Origin of the sequence: Massilia sp. ST3 (assembly GCF_018119405.1) — a bacterium.
In the GTDB taxonomy this organism is placed as follows: Bacteria; Pseudomonadota; Gammaproteobacteria; order Burkholderiales; family Burkholderiaceae_D; genus Telluria.
In genome coordinates, this window is record NZ_JAGPWC010000002.1 from 44,977 (window position 1) to 64,669 (window position 19,693).

The 19,693-nt window shown below is 67.5% G+C and carries 14 protein-coding genes; 8 read left to right on the plus strand and 6 right to left on the minus strand.

The genetic code is table 11. From position 1 onward, the window contains the following. Positions 1 to 37: 37 nt before the first annotated feature. Entirely contained in the window at positions 38 to 943 is a 906-nt protein-coding gene (locus KBW98_RS01055; RefSeq protein WP_211518232.1) for a LysR family transcriptional regulator, read from the minus strand. 191 nt (positions 944 to 1,134) lie between these two features. On the opposite strand from KBW98_RS01055, the gene hmgA reads away from it, so the two are divergent. The 5 genes from hmgA to KBW98_RS01080 all read left to right on the plus strand — a co-directional run bounded on the left by hmgA (position 1,135) and on the right by KBW98_RS01080 (position 8,094). Then, the gene (gene hmgA / locus KBW98_RS01060; protein ID WP_211518233.1) at positions 1,135 to 2,454 is read left to right on the plus strand and encodes a homogentisate 1,2-dioxygenase; all 1,320 of its coding nucleotides are present in this window, start codon (positions 1,135 to 1,137) and stop codon (positions 2,452 to 2,454) included. A 119-nt stretch (positions 2,455 to 2,573) separates the two neighbouring features. Further along, positions 2,574 to 3,878 (plus strand): hemolysin family protein, encoded by a 1,305-nt coding sequence (locus tag KBW98_RS01065; RefSeq protein WP_211518234.1) that lies wholly within the window; start codon positions 2,574 to 2,576, stop codon positions 3,876 to 3,878. 117 nt (positions 3,879 to 3,995) lie between these two features. Further along, the gene (locus KBW98_RS01070; RefSeq protein WP_211518235.1) at positions 3,996 to 4,808 is read left to right on the plus strand and encodes a TlpA disulfide reductase family protein; all 813 of its coding nucleotides are present in this window, start codon (positions 3,996 to 3,998) and stop codon (positions 4,806 to 4,808) included. 78 nt (positions 4,809 to 4,886) lie between these two features. Further along, the gene (locus tag KBW98_RS01075) at positions 4,887 to 5,588 is read left to right on the plus strand and encodes an MBL fold metallo-hydrolase (RefSeq protein ID WP_211518236.1); all 702 of its coding nucleotides are present in this window, start codon (positions 4,887 to 4,889) and stop codon (positions 5,586 to 5,588) included. Between the two features lie 124 nt (positions 5,589 to 5,712). Beyond that, positions 5,713 to 8,094 carry a bifunctional diguanylate cyclase/phosphodiesterase gene (locus KBW98_RS01080; protein WP_211518237.1) on the plus strand — a complete coding sequence of 794 codons (2,382 nt, stop codon included), beginning with the start codon at positions 5,713 to 5,715 and terminating at the stop codon, positions 8,092 to 8,094. 382 nt (positions 8,095 to 8,476) lie between these two features. Here KBW98_RS01080 and KBW98_RS01085 read toward each other — a convergent pair whose 3' ends face one another. After that, positions 8,477 to 10,639 (minus strand): TonB-dependent receptor domain-containing protein, encoded by a 2,163-nt coding sequence (locus KBW98_RS01085; RefSeq protein ID WP_373888881.1) that lies wholly within the window; start codon positions 10,637 to 10,639, stop codon positions 8,477 to 8,479. Between the two features lie 306 nt (positions 10,640 to 10,945). Here KBW98_RS01085 and fusA point away from each other — a divergent pair, with 306 nt between their 5' ends. Further along, on the plus strand, positions 10,946 to 13,054 hold the full coding sequence (fusA, locus tag KBW98_RS01090; protein WP_211518239.1) for an elongation factor G: 2,109 nt from the start codon (positions 10,946 to 10,948) through the stop codon (positions 13,052 to 13,054). A 252-nt stretch (positions 13,055 to 13,306) separates the two neighbouring features. Here the strand turns inward: fusA and KBW98_RS01095 are convergent, their stop codons facing one another. From KBW98_RS01095 to KBW98_RS01105, 3 genes are all read right to left on the minus strand, one after another. Next, positions 13,307 to 14,743: a CitMHS family transporter gene (locus KBW98_RS01095; protein ID WP_211518240.1), complete on the minus strand. Its 1,437-nt coding sequence runs from the start codon at positions 14,741 to 14,743 to the stop codon at positions 13,307 to 13,309. A gap of 218 nt (positions 14,744 to 14,961) precedes the next feature. Continuing rightward, complete coding sequence (locus KBW98_RS01100; RefSeq protein ID WP_211518241.1) at positions 14,962 to 16,407, minus strand: sensor histidine kinase; 1,446 nt, start codon at positions 16,405 to 16,407, stop codon at positions 14,962 to 14,964. 4 nt (positions 16,408 to 16,411) lie between these two features. After that, positions 16,412 to 17,101, minus strand: coding sequence for a response regulator (locus KBW98_RS01105; RefSeq protein WP_211518242.1), 690 nt, complete (start codon positions 17,099 to 17,101; stop codon positions 16,412 to 16,414). A gap of 174 nt (positions 17,102 to 17,275) precedes the next feature. Between KBW98_RS01105 and KBW98_RS01110 the strand changes: the two genes are divergently transcribed. Continuing rightward, the gene (locus KBW98_RS01110) at positions 17,276 to 18,343 is read left to right on the plus strand and encodes a porin (RefSeq protein WP_211518243.1); all 1,068 of its coding nucleotides are present in this window, start codon (positions 17,276 to 17,278) and stop codon (positions 18,341 to 18,343) included. A gap of 34 nt (positions 18,344 to 18,377) precedes the next feature. Beyond that, positions 18,378 to 19,337 carry a tripartite tricarboxylate transporter substrate binding protein gene (locus KBW98_RS01115; protein ID WP_211518244.1) on the plus strand — a complete coding sequence of 320 codons (960 nt, stop codon included), beginning with the start codon at positions 18,378 to 18,380 and terminating at the stop codon, positions 19,335 to 19,337. Positions 19,338 to 19,355: 18 nt separating this feature from the next. Here KBW98_RS01115 and KBW98_RS01120 read toward each other — a convergent pair whose 3' ends face one another. Beyond that, complete coding sequence (locus tag KBW98_RS01120; RefSeq protein ID WP_211518245.1) at positions 19,356 to 19,625, minus strand: hypothetical protein; 270 nt, start codon at positions 19,623 to 19,625, stop codon at positions 19,356 to 19,358. Positions 19,626 to 19,693 lie beyond the last annotated feature (68 nt).

Consider the following 19,693-nt stretch of genomic DNA (forward strand, 5'->3'; position numbering starts at 1 on the left):
CGCGCTGCGCCGCCACGCAATTCATTCGTCACTTCATTCATTCCGCGAACACTTCCGCGAGCAGGCCGCGCAGCCACTGGTTGCCCGGATCCTGGTTGTAGCGCCGGTGCCAGAACACGTTCGTCTGCAAGGGCGGCAGGTCCAGCGGCGGCGCCACCCATTCCAGCCCGAAAGGCGCGCCCGCGCGTTCGGCCAGCTTCTGCGGCACCGTCACGACCAGGTCGCTGGTGCTCACGATATAGGGCACCGCCGTGAAATGCGGCACCCGGAAGCGCACCGTCGGCCCCACGCCCGCCCGCGCCAGCACCTGGTTGATACGGTCGTAGGGGCTTTCGCTCGAATCGACCAGCAGGTGCTCGGCGCGCACGAAGCGCTCCAGGCTCAATTCGCCCCGCCCCAGCGGATGGCCCTTGCGGAACATGCTCACATAGGGCTGGCGGAACAGCTGGCGCTGGTACAGCGCCTCGGACACGTCCTCGAAGGGCCCGATCGCCAGGTCCACCCGCCCGCCTTCCATTTCCTCCTTCAAGCTCACGGCGCCGGCGCGCAGCGACGAGATCTCGACCGACGGCGCCAGCTGGCGGCAGCGCTCGATCAGGGTCGGCATGAAATAAATCTCGCCCACGTCCGTCATCGCCAGCACAAAGCGGCGGCTGCTGGTGGCGGGCTCGAAGCGGCTGCGCTGGTTCAGCGCCAGGGCCACCTGCGCCATCGCCACCCCGATCGGCTCCGCCATCTGCATCGCCAGCGGGGTCGGCTGCATGCCGCTCGCGGTCCGCACGAACAGCTCGTCGCCGAAGCTGCGCCGCAGCCGCGCCAGGGCGTTGCTCACCGCCGACTGGCTCAGTCCCAGCCGCTTGGCGGCGGAAGAGATCTGGCGCTCCCGGTAGACTTCCTGGAACACGGAGAGCAGGTTCAGGTCGATGGTGTGCGGTTCTATCATGGGCGTTCGCAGCCGGCTTCGTGCCGGCGACAGCATTGTCGGCCTCCGGACTGCGCGGGAATAGGAATATTGATGTGATAAATAGTCTACATTTTTCTATTCATCTCGTAAAACGGCTTGAATTCTTCTAGAGTGAGCGCCAACACGATTTCGCATCGCCGTCCCAAAGTTTTTGCCAGGAGAATTCCAGCATGAGCCAGCCCATTGGCCAACTTACAGGTCAAAGCACCGGCTACCAGTCCGGTTTCGGTAACGAGTTCGCCACCGAGGCCCTGCCCGGCGCCCTGCCGCGGCACCGCAATTCGCCGCAGCGCGTGGCCCATGGCCTGTACGCCGAGCAGATTTCCGGCACCGCCTTCACGGCGCCGCGCAGCCATAACCGCCGTTCCTGGCTGTACCGCATCCGCCCGGCCGCCGTGCACGGCAGCTTCGCGCCCATGGACACGGGCCGCATCGTGAGCCGCTTCGACACCCCGGCCCCGCCCGACCAGATGCGCTGGAGCCCCCTGCCCATGCCGGATGCGCCCACCGACTTCATCGAAGGCTGGGTCACCATGGCCGGCAACGGTTCGCCGGAAACCATGAGCGGCTGCGCCATCCACCTGTACGCCGCCAACCGCTCGATGGAAGGCCGCTATTTCTACAACGCCGACGGCGAGCTGCTGGTCGTACCCCAGCACGGCCGCCTGTCCATCGCGACCGAACTGGGCCTGGTGGAGGTGGAACCCCAGGAAATCGCCGTGATCCCGCGCGGCGTGCGCTTCGCGGTGAGCCTGCCGGACGGCCAGGCGCGCGGCTACATCTGCGAGAACTTCGGCGCCCTGCTCCAGCTGCCCGACATGGGCCCGATCGGCTCCAACGGCCTGGCCAACCCGCGCGACTTCCTGACCCCGGTGGCCCGGTACGAGGACGTCGAAGGCGACTTCGAGCTGGTGGCCAAGTTCTGCGGCCGCCTGTGGCGCGCAGCGATCGGCCATTCGCCGCTGGACGTGGTGGCCTGGCACGGCAACTACGCCCCCTATAAATACGACCTGCGCCACTTCAACACCATCGGTTCGATCAGCTACGACCACCCGGACCCGTCGATCTTCCTGGTGCTGCAGGCGCCGAGCGACACCCCGGGCGTGGACACCCTCGATTTCGTGATCTTCCCGCCGCGCTGGCTGGTGGGCGAGGACACCTTCCGCCCGCCCTGGTTCCACCGCAACGTGGCGAGCGAGTTCATGGGCCTGATCCACGGCGCCTACGACGCCAAGGCCGAAGGCTTCGTGCCGGGCGGCGCCAGCCTGCACAACTGCATGAGCGGCCACGGCCCGGACGCGGCTACCTTCGACAAGGCCAGCGGCGCCGACACCAGCCAGCCGCACAAGGTGCTCGATACCATGGCCTTCATGTTCGAGACCCGCCATGTCATCGTGCCGACCGAGCATGCGCTGAATTCGCCGCAGCGCCAGGGCGACTACCAGCAATGCTGGGCGGGCATCCGTAAATATTTCCGACCGGAACAGTAGGCCATTCGTGTTCCGTTCGGCGGCCGGGCATGCGATGATGCACGGCACGCCAGTGTGGCGTGCCCGGCAACGGCCCGGATAGAGTCCGGACAAGGGCATCCGCCCCCTCAGCCTTTCCTATGACAGACATATTGATCATCCTCGTTCTGATTCTGATGAACGGGGTGTTCGCCATGAGCGAGCTCGCGCTCGTCTCGGCAAAGCGCATGCGCCTGGAACGGCGCGCGGAAGAAGGCAGCCGCGGCGCGCGCGCCGCGCTCGACCTCTCCGACAATCCCAGCCACTTCCTCTCCACCGTGCAGGTCGGGATCACCCTGATCGGCATCTTCAACGGCGCCTTCGGCGAGGCGTCCCTCGTGTCGCGCCTGGCCCCCGAATTCGAAGCCTACCCCGCGCTGGCCCCGTATGCGCGGGAGATCGCACTGGCCATCGTGGTGGTGGGCATCACCTTCGCCTCGATCATCCTGGGCGAACTGGTCCCCAAGCGCATCGCCATGCAGTACCCGGAGGCGATGGCGACCCTGATCGCCCAGCCGCTGCGCGTGCTGTCGACGCTGATGGCGCCCTTCGTCAAGGTGCTCTCGCTTACCACCGAGGCGATCGCGCGCCTGCTCGGCATCCGCGACGGCAAGGACGAGGCCCCCACCGAGGAAGACATCACCGGCATGATCAAGGAAGGCACCGACGCCGGCGTGTTCGAGAAGACCGAATACGACATCGTCTCGCGCGCGCTGCGCCTCGACGACCGCCACCTGAAGGCCCTCATGACGCCGCGCGTCGACCTGGTGGTGCTGGACCTGGAAGCCGACCGCAAGGCCATCCTGGAACAGATCGCCGGCCATCCCTACAGCCGCTTCCCGGTGTACCGGGGCGACCGCGCCCACATCCTGGGCTACGTGATGGCGCGCGACCTGTTCGCCCAATCGGTGCGCCACGGCTCGCTCGACGCGGTCAACCTCGAAGCCGCCATCCAGCCGCTGCTCTACGTGCCCGAGACCGTCAGCGCCATGGCCCTGCTGGAGCTGTTCAAGAAGAACCGCGCCGAGCTGGCCCTGATCGTCGACGAATACGGCGACATCCAGGGCATGGTGACCCTGAGCGACGTGATGAGCGCCCTGGTGGGCGACGTCACCGTGATCGGCGAGGAACACGATCCCGACGCCGTCCAGCGCCAGGACGGCAGCTGGCTGCTGGACGGCGGCATGGCGCTGGACCGCTTCCGCGACCTGATGGAGACCCCGGTCCTGTTCCCCGACGAGGAGGACGGCGCCTACCATACGCTGGCCGGCTTCGTGCTCTACCAGCTGGGCTACATCCCCAAGGTGTCCGAGTTCTTCGACTGGCACGACTACCGCTTCGAGATCGTCGACATGGACGGCAACCGGATCGACCGGCTGCTGGTGTGCCGGCGCGGCGGACCGTAGGGTGGGCGGGTTCCCCACCCGCGCGGTGATCGTTGGCGGCTCCGATATCGGGCTCGCTGATCTCGCTGCCAAGCATCACCGCGTCGGCGGAAAACCCGCCGACCCTACGCTGCGCTAATGGATTCGCTCGCCTTCGGCCCCTTCGTCATCCCGTTCCAGGCTGCCCTGAGCGTCGGCGCGATCCTGCTCGCCACCACCGTGGCCGACTGGTTCCACCGCCGCCGCGGCCTGGATGCAGGCCCGGTGCTGTGGAAGATGATCATCGCCGGCTTCATTGCCGCGCGCGCCGTCTTCGTGCTGCGCCACCATGACCTCTACGCCGCCGCGCCGCTGGGCGCGCTGGACTTCCGCGACGGCGGTTTCGAGGCCACGGCCGGCCTGCTCGCCGCCTGCGTGATCGGCGCGGAACTGGTGCGCCGCCATGCGGCCCTGCGCCGGCCGCTGCTGGTATCGTCGCTGGCCGGCGTCGCCCTGTGGCTGGGCGGCGCCCTGCTCGGCCAGGCCCTGGCGCCGGCCAGCGCCCCGCTGCCCGAGCTCACGGTGCGCCGCCTGGACGGCGGCGAAGTTTCCTTGCACAGTTTCAAAGGCCGTCCACTTGTGGTCAACCTGTGGGCCACCTGGTGTCCGCCCTGCCGCCGCGAGATGCCGACCTTCGGCCAGGCCCAGCGGAGCCACCCGGAAGTCGGCTTCGTCTACGTGAACCAGGGCGAATCGGCCGAGACGGTGGCGCGCTTCCTGGCGGCGCAGGGCTTGCAACTCAGCAACGTCGTGCTGGATCCCGCCGGCCGGCTGGCGGCCCGCACCGGGGCCGCGGGCTACCCGACCACCCTGTTCTACAACGCCTCCGGACGCTTGCGCATGCGCCACGTCGGCGAGCTCTCCGAGGCGACCCTGCGCGACAAGCTGGCCGCGCTGGCCAGGCAGCGCTGAGCTTCCAGCCGGGCACGGCCGTGCTTTCCAGCGGCGGTGACTTGTGGTACAACATCGGCCGCCACCGAGGAGAGCCGCATGCAAGTCAACCCGATCCAGCTGTTCGACGCCGAGTCGTCCACCTACACCTACATCCTGGTGTCGCCCGACAGCCGCGACGCTGTCATCATCGACCCGGTCGACCGCCACATGGAGCGCGACCTGGCGCATATCGAACGCCTCGGCCTGCACCTGACCCACGTGCTGGAAACCCATGTGCACGCAGACCACGTGACCTCGGCCGGCAAACTGCATGCATTGACCGGGGCCAAGGCCTGCGTGCCGAGCGGCTGCGGCGTGCCGCCGGCGCAAGTCCAGCTCAACGACGGCGACCTGATCCGCTTCGGCGGGCGCGAGCACATCGCCGTGATCCATACCCCCGGCCACACGGCGGGCAGCATGTGCTACCTGTGGCGCGGCAACCTGTTCACCGGCGACACCCTGCTGATCGACGGCTGCGGCCGTACCGACTTCCAGAGCGGCAGCGCCGAGGCCCTGTACGACAGCGTCACCGGCAAGCTCTTCACCCTGGACGACGCCACCCGGGTCTGGCCCGGCCACGACTACAAGGGCCAGTCGGTCTCGACCATCGGCTGGGAGCGCCGCCACAACGCGCGCCTGGCGAACCGCGAGCGCGCCGACTTCGTCGCCGTGATGGCCGCCCTGAACCTGCCGCGCCCGAAACTGATGGACATCGCCGTGCCCGCCAACCAGAACCTGGGGCTGGCCCACAGCGTCTGAGCGGCGGCGCCGGCCGGGCCGCTCGTTACACTTCGCAAACGCACCTTTTTGGCGCGACCGCGTTATGATGGGTGCATCGCCTTCCCGCGCACGACTGCGTCGTTGCAGAAAGACCGGAGGACTTGTGAAGCGCGCACCCATCCCGCTGGCGGCATGCGCCGTCGATCCTGACGGCACCATCCTCAGGTGGAGCCGCGCCTGCGAGCAGTTCACCGGCTACCCGGCCGCCGAGGTCCGGGGCAAGGCCGTGCAAGACCTTCTCCTTTTCGATTCTCCCCGCGGCGCCACGGTCTCGATCGCCACCCGCGCGGATACGGCGGCTCTCGCCGAACTCGTATGCGCCGACGGCCGCAAGCTGCCCGTCCGGGTGACGGTATCGCCCGAATCCCTCGACCAGGAAGGCGGCCAGAACTTCAGCCTCGTCATGCTGCCGGTCGAACCGCTGCCGCCGCGTCCCGCGCTCATCCGCGAACTGCCGATCGGCGACATCATCGAGGATCTCCCCTGCGTCTTCTACGTGATCGACGAGACCGGCCACCTGATGCTCTGGAACCGCTTGCTGCAGGACGCGCTCCAGCGTACACCCGAAGAACTTCATTGCACCGAGGTCAAGTATTTCTATGACGAGGAGATACGGGGCGAGGTGGCCCAATTCTTCATCGACGCCCTGGCACACGGGGAATCGACCCACGAGGCGGACCTGGTGGGTAAGTACGGGCGGCGTGCGACCTACATGTTTCATTGCTGCCGGACATACCTAGCAGGCAAACCCTGCATTTTCGGCACCGGCCTCGACATTTCGGCCCGCAAACAGGTCGAACACGGGCTGCGGGTGCGCGAACGCGCCCTGTACTCGAGCGTGAACGCCATCGTGATCACGGTCTGCGACAATGGCAACCACCTCATCGAGTACGTCAATCCCGCCTTTGAACAGATCACAGGATATATGCTCGAAGAAATCAAGGGCCGCGACCCGCGCTTCATGCGGGTGGAGGGCTGCGATGTCCACGAACACGAGCGCATCCGCAGCGCACTCAAGCGCAAGGAAAGCGTACGCTCGGTGCTGCGCAATGCGCGCAAGAACGGCGAGATCTTCTGGAACGACCTGCGCATCGACCCGGTGGCGACCGTCGATGGCGACGTCACGCATTTTGTCGCCGTGATCAGCGACGTCACGGAGGCGCGCCATTACGAGCGGCGCCTTCACCACCTGGCCCACCACGATCCGCTCACCGGCCTGGCCAACCGCACCCTTCTGCTCGACCGGCTTCGATTCGCGGTCGATTTCTCGGTGCGCCATGGGGTCACTGGCGCCCTCGCCTTCCTCGATCTCGACAATTTCAAGCACATCAACGACAACTTCGGCCACGACGCCGGCGACGCCGTGCTGCGCGAGATCGCGGAGCGCCTGCGCACCACCATGCGCGAAGACGACCTGGTGGCGCGCATCGGGGGAGATGAATTCGTGCTCCTGATCCACGAACAGCCGACCCAGCGGCACGTGGGCGACCTGCTCGAGCGGGTGAGGCGCAGCGTGAGCGCCCCCGTCCTGGTGGGGGGCCGCGAAATCATTCCCGGCACCAGCATCGGCGTCAGTCTCTTTCCCCAGGACGGCGACAACGTCGACCGCGTGATGCGCGCCGCCGACGCCGCGATGTACCACGCCAAGTCCCTCGGCAAGAACAATATCCAGTTCTACTCGGCCGAACTGGGCCAGGCCATGCACCAGCACCTGCTGCTCCAGGCTAGCCTCAGCCGTGCAATCCGGAATGACGAAATGGTGCTCGGCTACCAACCCAAGGTCGACCTGCGCACCGGCAAGGTTATCGGCGCTGAAGCACTGGTGCGGTGGAACCGGCCCGAGCACGGGGAACAGCAACCGGACAGCTTCATTCCGATGGCCGAGGAAACCGGCCTGATTGTGCCGCTCGGCGAGTGGGTGATCCAGGAAGCCTGCCGCACCCTCAAGTCGCTGGCTGCGGCCGGCATTTGCGACCTGGTCATCTCGGTCAACCTCTCGGCGCGCCAACTGCGCCAGCGCGACTTTGCGAAACGCCTGGCCGCCACCCTGGGCCGCTACGGGGTGGCGCCGGAACACCTCGAACTCGAGGTCACCGAGAGCCAGCTGATGGACAACCCGGCCGACGCCATGGACGCCCTCAAGCAACTCAAGGAACTGGGCGTGCGCCTGTCGATCGACGATTTCGGCACCGGCTACTCGAGCCTGAGCCACCTGCGCAAATTCCCGGTCGACTACATCAAGATCGACCGTTCCTTCCTGTCCGACCTGTATGCGGACGACCACGCCGTCATCCCGCGCGCCATCATTGCACTCGGGCACAACCTGCGCCTGCAGGTGGTGGCCGAGGGCGTGGAGACCGAAGAACAGCTGAGCTTCCTGCGCGACCATGGGTGCGACCAGATGCAGGGTTTTTATTTCAGCCCGGCCATTCCCTGCGAACGCCTGAAGGACATGGTGCGCCGCGACACCCGCCTGAGCGCCTGAGCAGCCCGGCGCGGCGGCTGGCGTGCGGCTGCCTGCTGACGCGGCCGCTATACTCGGGCCATCGCCTTTTCAAGGCCTCGCGAAGGGATGGCGCATGTTCCTGTTCTTCTCCAACAAGCTAGGCTGCCTCGGCTCGATCCTGGTGTCCGTCGTCCTGACCCTGCTGGTCCTGCTGTTCTTCGGCGTGTTCTAAGGTTTGTCTTACTGAATCCCGGGACGATGAGATCATTGCTGGCGCAACCCGTAGGGTGGACGGGTCTCCCGTCCACGCGGTGATGGTTTGCGGCGAGATCATCCGGCACGAAAGCGGAGCCCTTAACTATCACCGCGTGGACGGGGAACCCGTCCACCCTACCGAAACGCGGCGAGTTCTAGAATAGCGCTACCGGCCCGGCGGTCCCATGGACCGCATGCCCGGACCCATGCCGGGACCGCGGTTGCCCCCGCCGGCAGCCGTGCCGAAGCGGTAGGACAGCCCCACATACACGACCCGGCCGCTGTTCTCGCGCAGGCTGCGCTCGCGCAGGCGTTCCGTCTCGGTGATCGTCTCGGTCCGTTGCGAATCGAACAGGTCGTTCACGTTCAGCACCAGGCTCAGCGCCGGCGTCAGGTTGCGCCGGTAGCTCAGGTCGGCCGTACGCACCGGCTGGCGGTAGCCTTCGCCGAACAGCTGCTTGCCCTGGGCGTTGAGCATCAGCTGGAACTGGTTGTCCTTGTCCGGCTGCCAGCTGATGCGGCCGCGCGCGCTGACCGTGGTCGCGCTGCGCGTGCCGCCGGTCCCGGCCTGGCCGCCCAGCCTTGATTGCTCGGCATAGCCGACGTTGCCGTTCAGGTTGAGCCGCAAAGTCGGCGTGGCGCTCCCGCTGAACGAGAATTCCAGCCCGACCGAACGGTTGCTGCCCGCGTTCTCGCGGGTGGTCAGCAGGACGTCGTTGGCCTGCAGGAAGCGGCGTTCGGAAATCAGGTCGGTATCGCGGCGTGCATAGAGGCGCAGGTTGGTGTCCACCTTGCCCAGCCTGGTCTCGTAGCCCAGTTCCAGCGAATCGGAGTGGCTGGGCTTGAGGTTGGGATTGCCGGAAGACACATTCAGCTCGTCCCGGTAGACCACGAAGGGATTCAGGTCGCCGGCGCCGGGCCGGCGGATGCGGCGCGCGTAGCTCAGTCGCAGTGTGCCGTCCTCGGACAGTCCGTAGGTGACGAAGGCGCTCGGGATCAGGTCGGTCGCATGGTTGGCGGCGCGGATCGCGGTCGTCACCTGGTGCATGTCGAGTTCGTTGTACTCGGCGCGCAGGCCGCCCAGCACGCTCCAGTCGCTGTTCAGGCGGCGCTGGTAGGAACCGTAGACGGCGAAGGTGGTGTCGTCGAGCTCGAAGCGGTTGGTGCGCGCCGTGTTGACCCGCTCTGCGAGGCTGGCGGGATCGATGTCGAGGAACAGGTTGTCGAAGCTGCTGCTGGTGCGCGCCGCCTTGTAGCCCAGCTTGACGATGCCGCTGGTCACCGGCAGCTCGTAGTCGCCGGTGAAGTCGATCACCCGGCTGTCGTTCACGCCTTCCTGGCGGTTGAAGGGGTTCGCGGCATTGCTGGGGCGCACGGTGTACTGGCTGCCGAAGCGGGCGTCGCTGTCGTTTCCGGCGCCGGAGAGGCGCAGGTCGAGCTTGAACAGCTCGCCGTCCTGGTCGCCCTTGTGGTCGAGGCGCGCCCCCAGGTTGTAGTTGCGGTTGCGGCCCTCGCGCTGCGAGCTGCGCGTGTATTCGCTCTCGACGCCGCCGTCAGGCCGCGCGCCGCGATAGCGCTCGACCGAATCGCTGTCGCTGTCCACGGCGTTGTAGCCGGCGTTCAGGCCCAGCGTATCCTTCTCGCCCAGGTTGTAGGTCAGCGAAGCGTTGAAGCCGCCGATGTCGTTCACCGTTTCGCCGCTGGAATCCTGGCGGCTGGGCGACACCGCCCCGCTGGCCGGGTCGATGCGCTCGCGCACCGTCTCGCCGCTGGATTCGCGCCGGTCGCGGCGGCCGTAGACGCTGCCCTGGACGCTGACCCGGCCGGTGGTATAGCTGCCGAAGGACGAGGCGTTGAAGCGTCCCTCGGTGCCGGCGTTGGCGTTGATGGCGCCAAAGCCGCCCGGACGCCGTTCGCGCCGCATCACCAGGTTGATGATTGGTCCGCCGCCGCCTTCGTTGCCGAACTGGGCGCCGGGGTTGTTGATCACCTCGACCGATTCCAGGTCCGCCGCGGGCAGCGCACTCAGGGCGGCGGCGCGGTTATCGCCCTGCATCATGGCCGAGGGCTTGCCGTCCACCAGGATCTGGACGTTGTTGCGCCCGCGCAGTGAAACGTTGCCGTCCGGGTCGACCGCCACCGAGGGAACCTTGTTCAGGGTGTCGGCCACCGAGTCGACGGACGTTGCCGGGTCGGCCTTGACGTCGTAGACCTGGCGGTCGATGCGGTTGGTGGGACGGGCCGCGCTGACCGAGACGGTGGCTTCGACCGCCGGGGCCGGCGCCGCGGGCGGCGGCTTCGGCGCCTCCTGGGCGGCGGATTCCTGCACCTGCTGCGCCTGTTGCGCCTGGACGGGAACGGCCAGCGCCCCCGATAGAAGGACGGCGTAACGTAGCGGCGAAATGCGGAAAGGAAGGATGCGGCGCGGCATGTACATATATGACGGTGATGATGATCTGAGCTTGACGAAGCCGAAGATTCTCTCACAGATGAGCTCGCCACATCCGCACGCGTCACCCTTCGACAGCGCTGTTTCTGCCACAGGAAAGAGAAAATGAAGAGGTCGGCTGCATAAGGGCCGCACTTCAGTTACATTGAGTAGCCAGATCCGATTTTCGCCCTCCAGGAGATTGTGATGAGCCGCAAGACCCCCATCGAGCGCTACCGCAACATCGGCATCAGCGCCCACATCGACGCCGGCAAGACCACCACGACCGAGCGCATCCTGTTCTATACCGGCGTCAACCACAAGATCGGCGAAGTCCACAACGGCGCCGCCACCATGGACTGGATGGAGCAGGAGCAGGAACGCGGCATCACGATCACCTCCGCCGCGACCACCGCCTTCTGGCGCGGCATGGGCGGCAACTTCCCCGAGCACCGCATCAACATCATCGACACCCCCGGCCACGTCGACTTCACCATCGAGGTCGAGCGCTCGATGCGGGTGCTGGACGGCGCGGTGATGGTCTACGACTCGGTGGGCGGGGTCCAGCCCCAGTCCGAGACCGTCTGGCGCCAGGCCAACAAGTACAAGGTGCCGCGCATCGCTTTCGTGAACAAGATGGACCGGGTCGGCGCCGACTTCTTCCGCGTGCACCGCCAGATCAAGGAGCGCCTCAAGGGCGAGCCGGTGCCGATCCAGATCCCGCTCGGCGCCGAGGACCATTTCGAGGGCGTGATCGACCTGGTCAAGATGTGCGCCATCAAGTGGGACGACGCCAGCCAGGGCGTCAAGTTCAGCTACGAGGACATCCCTGCGGACCTCAAGGAGCTGGCCCGCGAATGGCACGAGCACCTGGTCGAAGCGGCGGCCGACGCCACCCCGGAGCTGCTCGAGAAATACCTGGGCGGCGAGACCTTCACCGAGCAGGAGATCAAGACCGCCCTGCGCCAGCGCACCATCCGCAACGAGATCGTGCCCATGCTGGCCGGCAGCGCCTTCAAGAACAAGGGCGTGCAGGCGATGCTGGACGCCGTGGTCGACTACCTGCCCTCGCCGGTCGACATCCCGGCCATCGCCGGCCACGACGAGCACGACAAGGAGATCGAGCGCCACCCCTCCGACGAGGAACCCTTTTCGGCGCTGGCCTTCAAGATCATGACCGATCCCTTTGTCGGCCAGCTGAGCTTTTTCCGCGTCTACTCGGGCATCGTCAATTCCGGCGACACCGTGTACAACCCGACCAAGGGCCAGAAGGAGCGGCTGGGCCGCATTCTCCAGATGCACGCCAACGAGCGCAAGGAGATCAAGGAAGTGTTCGCGGGCGACATCGCGGCCGCCGTCGGGCTCAAGGCCGTGACCACCGGCGACACCCTGTGCGCGCCGGAACACGTGATCGTGCTGGAAAAAATGGTCTTCCCCGAGCCGGTGATCTCGCAGGCGGTGGAGCCGAAAACCAAGGCCGACCAGGAGAAGATGGGCATCGCCCTCAACCGCCTGGCCCAGGAAGACCCCTCCTTCCGCGTCCATACCGACGAGGAATCGGGCCAGACCATCATGTCCGGCATGGGCGAGCTGCACCTCGAGATCCTGGTCGACCGCATGAAGCGCGAGTTCGGGGTCGAGGCGACGGTCGGCAAGCCCCAGGTGGCCTACCGCGAGACCATCCGCAAGGCGGTCGACGACGTCGAGGGCAAGTTCGTCAAGCAGTCCGGCGGCAAAGGCCAGTACGGCCACGTGGTGCTCAGGCTGGAGCCGATGGAGCCCGGCAAGGGCTACGAGTTTGTCGATGCGATCAAGGGCGGCGTGGTGCCGCGCGAGTACATCCCGGCGGTCGACAAGGGCATCCGCGAAACCCTGCCGGCCGGCGTGCTGGCCGGCTACCCCGTGGTGGATGTGCGCGCGACCCTCACCTTCGGCTCCTACCACGACGTCGACTCGAACGAGAACGCCTTCCGCGTGGCGGCCTCGATGGCCTTCAAGGAAGGCATGCGCCGCGCCGCGCCCGAGCTGCTGGAACCGATGATGCAGGTCGAGGTCGAAACGCCGGAGGAATTCACCGGCAACGTGATGGGCGACCTGTCGACCCGGCGCGGCATCGTCCAGGGCATGGACGAGATGCCGGGCGGGGGCGGCAAGCTGGTCAAGGCCCTGGTGCCGCTGGCCGAAATGTTCGGCTACTCGACCACCCTGCGCTCGCTGACCCAGGGACGCGCCACCTACACGATGGAGTTCAAGCAGTATTCGCCGGTGCCCAAGCACGTGCTGGACCAGATCGCGACCTCGCGCAGCGGCCGCTAGCCTGCGCCGCGCCGTGCGGAAGGCGGTTATCGTGGGGCCTGGTTAACGAATCGCTTCAAGGAGATTCACATGCGCAAGATGATCATGATGGCCGTGGCAGGCTTCGTGTGGCGCCAGATCCAGCGCCGCGTGTTCAAGCAGACCTATTCGGTGCGGCCGACGCGGCGCTTTTTCTGAACGTAGGGTTGGGGGGGGGGGGGGGGGGGGGGCGGGCGCCCCCCCCCCCCCCCCCCCCCCCACGATGCGCTGGTCCTAACCGCCTTGGCCAACAAACGGAATCACCCCGAACACCAGCGCCGCCACCAGCATCACCAGCGCCGCCGTGATCGACCAGACCAGGGTATAGCGCTGGTGGTCGCCAAATTCCACCTTCGCCATCCCCACCAGCAGGTAGGTCGAGGCCACCAGGGGGCTGAGCAGGTGGACCGGCTGGCCGATCAGCGAGGCCCGGCCGATCTCCGCCGCGCTGATGCCGTACACGGCGGCCGCCTTGGCCAGGATCGGCACGATGCCGAAGTAGAAGGCGTCGTTCGAGATGAAGAAGGTGAAGGGGATGCTCAGCAGGCCGGTCACGATCGCCAGGTAAGGCCCCATCCACGCCGGCACGGCGGCGATCACGCTGAGGGCGATGGCGTCCACCATCTTGGTGCCCTGCAGGATGCCCACGAAGATACCGGCCGCGAAGATCAGCGATACCACCGGCACAACATTGACCGCGTGCGCGGCGATGCGCTCCTTCTGCTGCTGCAGGCCGGGATAGTTGATCATCACGGCGATCGCGAAGAACACCATGAACAGCACCGGCAGGGGCAGGGCGCCGAGGATCAGCAGGCCCAGCAGGGAGGCCGTCAGCAGCGCGTTCACCCAGATCAGCTTCGGCCGCGCGATGGCGGGATCGGAGGCTACCGTGTCGGCGTCCGCACCGTCCGCACCGTCCGCGCCGACGCCACCCGCGGCGCCGGCCTGGGCGACCCATTGTCCGGTGGTCCCGTCCATCCTTCCCGCCGCGGCGGCGCCGGCATGCGCCGAATGCAGGACGGCCACGTTCGACACCCGGCTGCCGGCCATGCTCACCATGCCGATGCGCCTGCGTTCCTTCTTGCCCAGGATGTAGGCGACGAACAGCACCCAGCACACGCCCGCCAGCATGGGCAGGATCATCGGCACGAAGATCTCGCCCACGTCCACGCCCAGGGCGCTGGCGGCGCGCGCGGTCGGCCCGCCCCAGGGCAGGATGTTGAAGACGCCGCCGGCCAGCATGATGACGCAGGCCAGCACCAGGTTGCTCATGCCGAGGCGCCGGTACAGGGGCAGCATGGCCGACACCGTGATCATGTAGGTGGTCGCGCCGTCGCCGTCGAGCGAGACCAGCATGGCCAGGGCCGCCGTGCCGACCACGATCTTGAGCGGGTCGCCGCGCACCAGGCCCACGATCCGGCGGATGATGGGGTCGAACAGGCCGGCGTCGATCATGATGCCGAAGTAGAGGATGGCGAACATCAGCATGACGCCGGTCGGCGCCAGGTTCTTGATTCCGGTGAGCATCATGGGGCCGAGCTCGGGGCCGAAGCCGCCGATCAGCCCGAAGGCGATCGGCACCACGATGAGGGCGACCATGGCCGGCAGGCGCTTGGTCATGATCAGGAACATGAACACGATGATCATCGAGTAGGCCAGGATGGTCAGCATGGGAAGTCTCCTCGCAAATGCTTGCCGCCGCGCGAAGCGGGGAAGCTGTCGTTAGTGTGTGTCGGCCGCGCGCTGGGCGGCAGGCCTAGGGAAGGCCGAAGCGAAGGCTCAGGAAAGGCGCGGCGCGGGCGGCGGCGCGAGGGATGGCTTGTTCATGCTGTCTCCGGTGGTTGGCGGCTATTGGTTCTTGTTGCGCCAACTATATGCGGCCCCGGCTTTCAGTTAGCTTTCAGTGCGGCCGGCGCCGGAAACAGCACGCCGACCCGCAGGCCGCGCCCGTCCTCGCCGCGGCCGAGCGCCAGGCTGGCGCCGTGCATGGCGGCGATGTCGCGCACGATGGCGAGGCCCAGTCCGGTGCCGCCCGGATTGGCTTCCAGAGTCGCCTGGGCGCGGTAGAAGGGCATGAAGACCTTGTCGCTGTCCTCCGGCGCGATGCCGGGGCCGCTGTCCAGCACTTCCAGCAGCACGCCGCCTTCCTGCCGTCTCACGCGCAGCTGCACGCTGCCGCCCGCCGGGGTGTAGCGGATTGCATTGTCCGCCAGGTTGGCGACCAGTTCGTGGAGCAGCAGTTCCTGGCCCTGTACGGTGCTGTCTTCCTCGCTCGCGTCCAGCGCCAGGTCGATCCCCTTGTGCACCGCCAGCGGCGCCAGCTCCAGCCCCACCTGCCCGGCAACGTCCGCCAGGGACACCGGGACCGGCTGCATGCTGCCCGCGCCGTGCTCGATGCGCGCCAGGGTGAGCAGGCGGTTGGCGAGGTGGATCGCGGAATCGGTGGTGCCGGCGATCGAGCGCACGATGGCGCGCATCGCGGCCGGATCGTCCTCGCGCAGGGCTAGTTCGGCCTGGGTCTTGAGCACCGCGAGCGGGGTGCGCAGCTGGTGCGAGGCGTCGGCGATGAAGCGGCGCTGGCTGGCGATCAGCCCCTGCATGCGCGCCATGGCCGAGTTCATGGCCGCCACCAGCGGGCGCACCTCCTTGTGCACCAGGGCCTGGTCGACGTTCGACAGGTCGGACAGCGGGCGGGTCTCGACCTCGTGCTTCAGGTCCATCAGGGGACGCAGCACCAGGCGCACGGCGAACCACACCAGGGTCGCCACCGCCAGCACCATCAGGGCCTGGCGCAGCAGGGTGTTGACCAGGATGCGGCGCGACAGCGCGCGCCGCGCATCCAGGGTCTCGCCCACCTGGATCAGGGCGATGCCGCGCATCGAATCGTCGAACACGGGCTGCAGCAGGGCCGCGATGCGCACCGGCTCGCCGTTGTACTCGGCATGGTAGAAGCGCACCAGCGCCGGGTACAGGTCGGAGCGCGGCACGTCCTTCGGCACCGGCGGCAGGTCGCCGTAGCCGGACACGGTCTCGCCGCGCAGCCCCGTGACCTTGTAGTAGATGCGCCCCAGGGTGTCGGTCTCGAAGCTGTCCAGGGCCACGTAGGGCACGTCGGCCACCACCTTGCCGTCGCGCACCGCGACCCGCTCGGCGAGCGCGCGGGTGGAGGCCAGCAGGGAGCGGTCATAGGCGATGTCGCCGGCTTCGAGGGCGTCACGGTACAGCGACCAGGTATTCAGCGCCACCAGCGCCACTAGCGGCAGGATCAGCCAGCGCAGCAGCTGGCTGCGCAGGCTGCCGGGTGCCTTCGGTGCGGCGTGGGAGGCGCTCGCCATGGAATCAGGCCGGCTTTTCCTGCAGCAGGTAGCCGATGCCGCGCAGGGTCACGATGGCCGCCTTGCCTTCCGGGCGGCGCTCGAGCTTCTTGCGGATGCGGTGGATGTACAGCTCGATCGCGTCGAGGTTGGCGTCGTCGACCAGGGCGAACACTTCGTCGAACAGCTTTTCCTTCGACAGCGCGCGGCCCGGGCGGGCGATCAGCGCCTCCAGCACCGCGTGTTCGCGCGGCGTCAGCGCCAGCGGCTCGCCGCAGTAGTGAAACATGCGCGAGACGGTGTCGAAGCTGAGCTCACCGCAGCGGTGCACCAGGGCCTCGTTGCCGCTGCGCCTGCGCAGCAGCGCCTTGACGCGCGCTTCCAGTTCGGCCAGTTCGAAGGGCTTGGCCAGGTAGTCGTCGGCGCCCAGGTTCAGGCCCTGCACCCTTTCCTCCAGTCCGCCGCGGGCGGTCAGGATCAGCACCGGCGTGCTTGCGCGCGCCCCGCCCCGCGCGCGCAGGCGGCGCAGCACGTCCAGGCCGTCCATCTTGGGCAGGGTCAGGTCCAGGATCACGAGCGCGTAGTCCTGGGTATGGAGCAGGGCGTCGGCATCGGCCCCGGTGGATGCGCATTCGACCGTCAGCCTGGCGTCGCGCAGGGCCTTGGCGACCCAGTGCGACAGCTCGGCGTGGTCTTCGACTAGCAGGATTCTCATCGCGCCAGTGTAAGCGCAAACGCGGCGGCGCGACAAAGGCCTGCGCCCCGCTACGGGTTTTCCACAACAGCGGGGCATCCAGTGAAAGGGCATTGAAAGCGAACTGAAAGCTGGGCGCGCATATAGTCGGCGCACAACAAGAAAGACCGCAAGATCGTCAGCAATGGAGACCGCATGAAGAAGTCCATCCTTGCGCTCGCCGTCCCGGCAGCGCTTTTCCTGAACCATTCCGCCAGCGCCCAGACCAATGTCCAGGTGTACGGCCTGATCGACGCCGGCGTCGAGGCGGTGAATCACGCCGATCCCGAGGCCGGCGGCGGCAGCCTGGTCCGCGTGGTTTCGGGCGGCAAGAACACCTCGCGCTGGGGCCTGCGCGGCAGCGAAGACCTGGGCGGCGGCCTGAAGGCCGTGTTCAACCTCGAAGGCGGCATCCTGCTCGACACCGGCGCCGCCGACGGCCCGCTGTTCAAGCGCCAGGCCAACGTCGGCCTGGAGGGCGGCTTCGGGCGCGTGCTCATCGGGCGTTCCTTCACCACCACCTATGACCTGGTGATCAAGTTCGACCCGATGGGCTTCGCGCCGAACTATTCCTGGGCCACCAGCGGCGGCGCCACCGGGCCGTCGAAGTACGGCATGACGACCTCCTTCGATAACCAGGTCAAGTACACCGGCAGCACCGGCAACTTCACCTACGGCGCCACGGTCGGCCTGGGCGAACAGGCGGGCGAGTCGGCCGATGGACGCAAGTATGCGCTCGGCGGCTCCTGGTTCAAGGACGGCCTGGGCCTGATGGCGGCCTACGAACAGGTGAACGGCAACGCGGCCGCGGCCGGCGGCGGCCGCGACAAGACCACGGCCCTGCACCTGGGCGCCGACTACAGGAGCGGCCAATGGCGCTACACCGGCGGCATGCGCCGCTATGAACGCGACGCCGCCCAGGCGGCAAGCGCCGGCCTGCGCGGCGATACCTGGTGGGGCGGCGTCACCTATTTGGTCGACAACGTGACCCTGACCGGCGCCGTCTACCACATCAATACCAGGAACCTGCCCGCCGCGCGCGACGCCGACCCGACCATGTTCGTGGCGCGCGGCATGCTCAACCTGTCCAAGCGCACCTGGCTCTACCTGTCGGCCGCCCACGCCAGGGCCAGGAACGGCCAGCCGGTCGGCCTGTCGCGCGACGATCCGGGCGCCGCCGACACGCAGACCGGCATCACCGCCGGCATCCAGCACCGCTTCTGAGCGGGCCGGGGTTCGACGCGCTATGATTGGGCGCATGAGCACATTGCGCATCTTCCTGTCCTCCTGCCTGGCGCTGGCCTGCGCGCAGGCGGCCGGCGCCGAATGCCTGGTGCCGTCCAAGCCCGGCGGCGCGATGGACCTGACCTGCAAGCTGGCGCAACAGGCATTGCGCGCCGAAGCGGGCGCCGTTCCCCTGAAGCTGAGCTACATGCCTGGCGGGGTCGGCGCGGTGGCCTGGCACACCCTGGTCTCCCAGCGCCGCGCCGAGCCGGACACCCTGGTCGCTTTCTCCGGCGGCTCGGTGCTCAACCTGGCGCGCGGCAAGTTTGGCAAGGCCAGCATCGACGACGTGCGCTGGGTCGCGGCCTTCGGCGCCGACTACGGCATGGTGGCCGTGCGCGCCGATTCGCCTTACCGCACCCTGGACGCGCTGCTGAAGGCGATCAAGCGCGATCCGCAGCGGGTGACGATCGGCATGTCCGGCACCATCGGCAGCCAGGACTGGATGAAGATGGCGCTGCTGGTGCACATGGCCGGGCTCGAAGCGCGCAAGATGCGTTTCGTCGCGCTGGAAGGCGGCGGCGAGCAGTTCGTGGCGATGCAGGCCGGCCATGTGCAGGCGATCTCGGGCGACACTTCGGAAGCCCTGCTGTATGCGGGAGACAGGAAGGTGAGGGTGCTGGCCGTGCTGTCCGAGCAGCGCCTGCCGGGCGTCCTGGCCGGCGTGCCGACCGCGCGCGAACAGGGCTACGACGTGGTGTGGCCGATCATCCGCGGCGTGTGGATGGGGCCTGACGTGCCGGATGCCGACTACCGGCGCTGGGTGGCGGCCTTCGACCACATGCAGTCGCAGCCCGGCTTCGCCCAGCTGCGCGCCCGGGCCGGGCTGTTTCCGTTTTCGCTGACCGGCGACGCGCTCACCGGCTACGTGCGCCAGTCGATCATCGACTACAATCGCCAGGCGGTCCAGTTCAAGCTGGTGCGCGAACGCTAGCGCGCACGCCGGCTGGGCTCAGCACACCGGTTCCTGCATTCCCGCCATCGCCGCGCCGGATGGCGCATCCATGTAGCGGCCCGGCCTCCTGAACCGGCGCCGTTCACGCTTGCGGAAATGGTCCGGCGAGCATAGGACGCGCAGCGCCACCGGGCGCGGCACGCCTGCCTGTTCCAGGAAATGCAATGCGGGATCCAAGCCATGCTGGCTGCAGATCCGCAGCCCTGCGTCCACTTTTTGAGCGGTTGCCCGATCGATACGGGCGTCATTACTGCTGTGTTCAGCCATGCGTCCTCCGGTAAAGGAAAAGATGCTAGCAGACACGAAACCGCACTTAAAGTAGTTTGTTAAGAGTT

Coding starts and splice junctions, on each gene's coding strand:
- KBW98_RS01055 (WP_211518232.1), bottom strand. CDS start 943: ATGATAGAACCGCACACCATCGACCTGAACCTGCTCTCCGTGTTCCAG.
- hmgA (WP_211518233.1), top strand. CDS start 1,135: ATGAGCCAGCCCATTGGCCAACTTACAGGTCAAAGCACCGGCTACCAG.
- KBW98_RS01065 (WP_211518234.1), top strand. CDS start 2,574: ATGACAGACATATTGATCATCCTCGTTCTGATTCTGATGAACGGGGTG.
- KBW98_RS01070 (WP_211518235.1), top strand. CDS start 3,996: ATGGATTCGCTCGCCTTCGGCCCCTTCGTCATCCCGTTCCAGGCTGCC.
- KBW98_RS01075 (WP_211518236.1), top strand. CDS start 4,887: ATGCAAGTCAACCCGATCCAGCTGTTCGACGCCGAGTCGTCCACCTAC.
- fusA (WP_211518239.1), top strand. CDS start 10,946: ATGAGCCGCAAGACCCCCATCGAGCGCTACCGCAACATCGGCATCAGC.
- KBW98_RS01095 (WP_211518240.1), bottom strand. CDS start 14,743: ATGCTGACCATCCTGGCCTACTCGATGATCATCGTGTTCATGTTCCTG.
- KBW98_RS01100 (WP_211518241.1), bottom strand. CDS start 16,407: ATGGCGAGCGCCTCCCACGCCGCACCGAAGGCACCCGGCAGCCTGCGC.
- KBW98_RS01105 (WP_211518242.1), bottom strand. CDS start 17,101: ATGAGAATCCTGCTAGTCGAAGACCACGCCGAGCTGTCGCACTGGGTC.
- KBW98_RS01110 (WP_211518243.1), top strand. CDS start 17,276: ATGAAGAAGTCCATCCTTGCGCTCGCCGTCCCGGCAGCGCTTTTCCTG.
- KBW98_RS01115 (WP_211518244.1), top strand. CDS start 18,378: ATGAGCACATTGCGCATCTTCCTGTCCTCCTGCCTGGCGCTGGCCTGC.
- KBW98_RS01120 (WP_211518245.1), bottom strand. CDS start 19,625: ATGGCTGAACACAGCAGTAATGACGCCCGTATCGATCGGGCAACCGCT.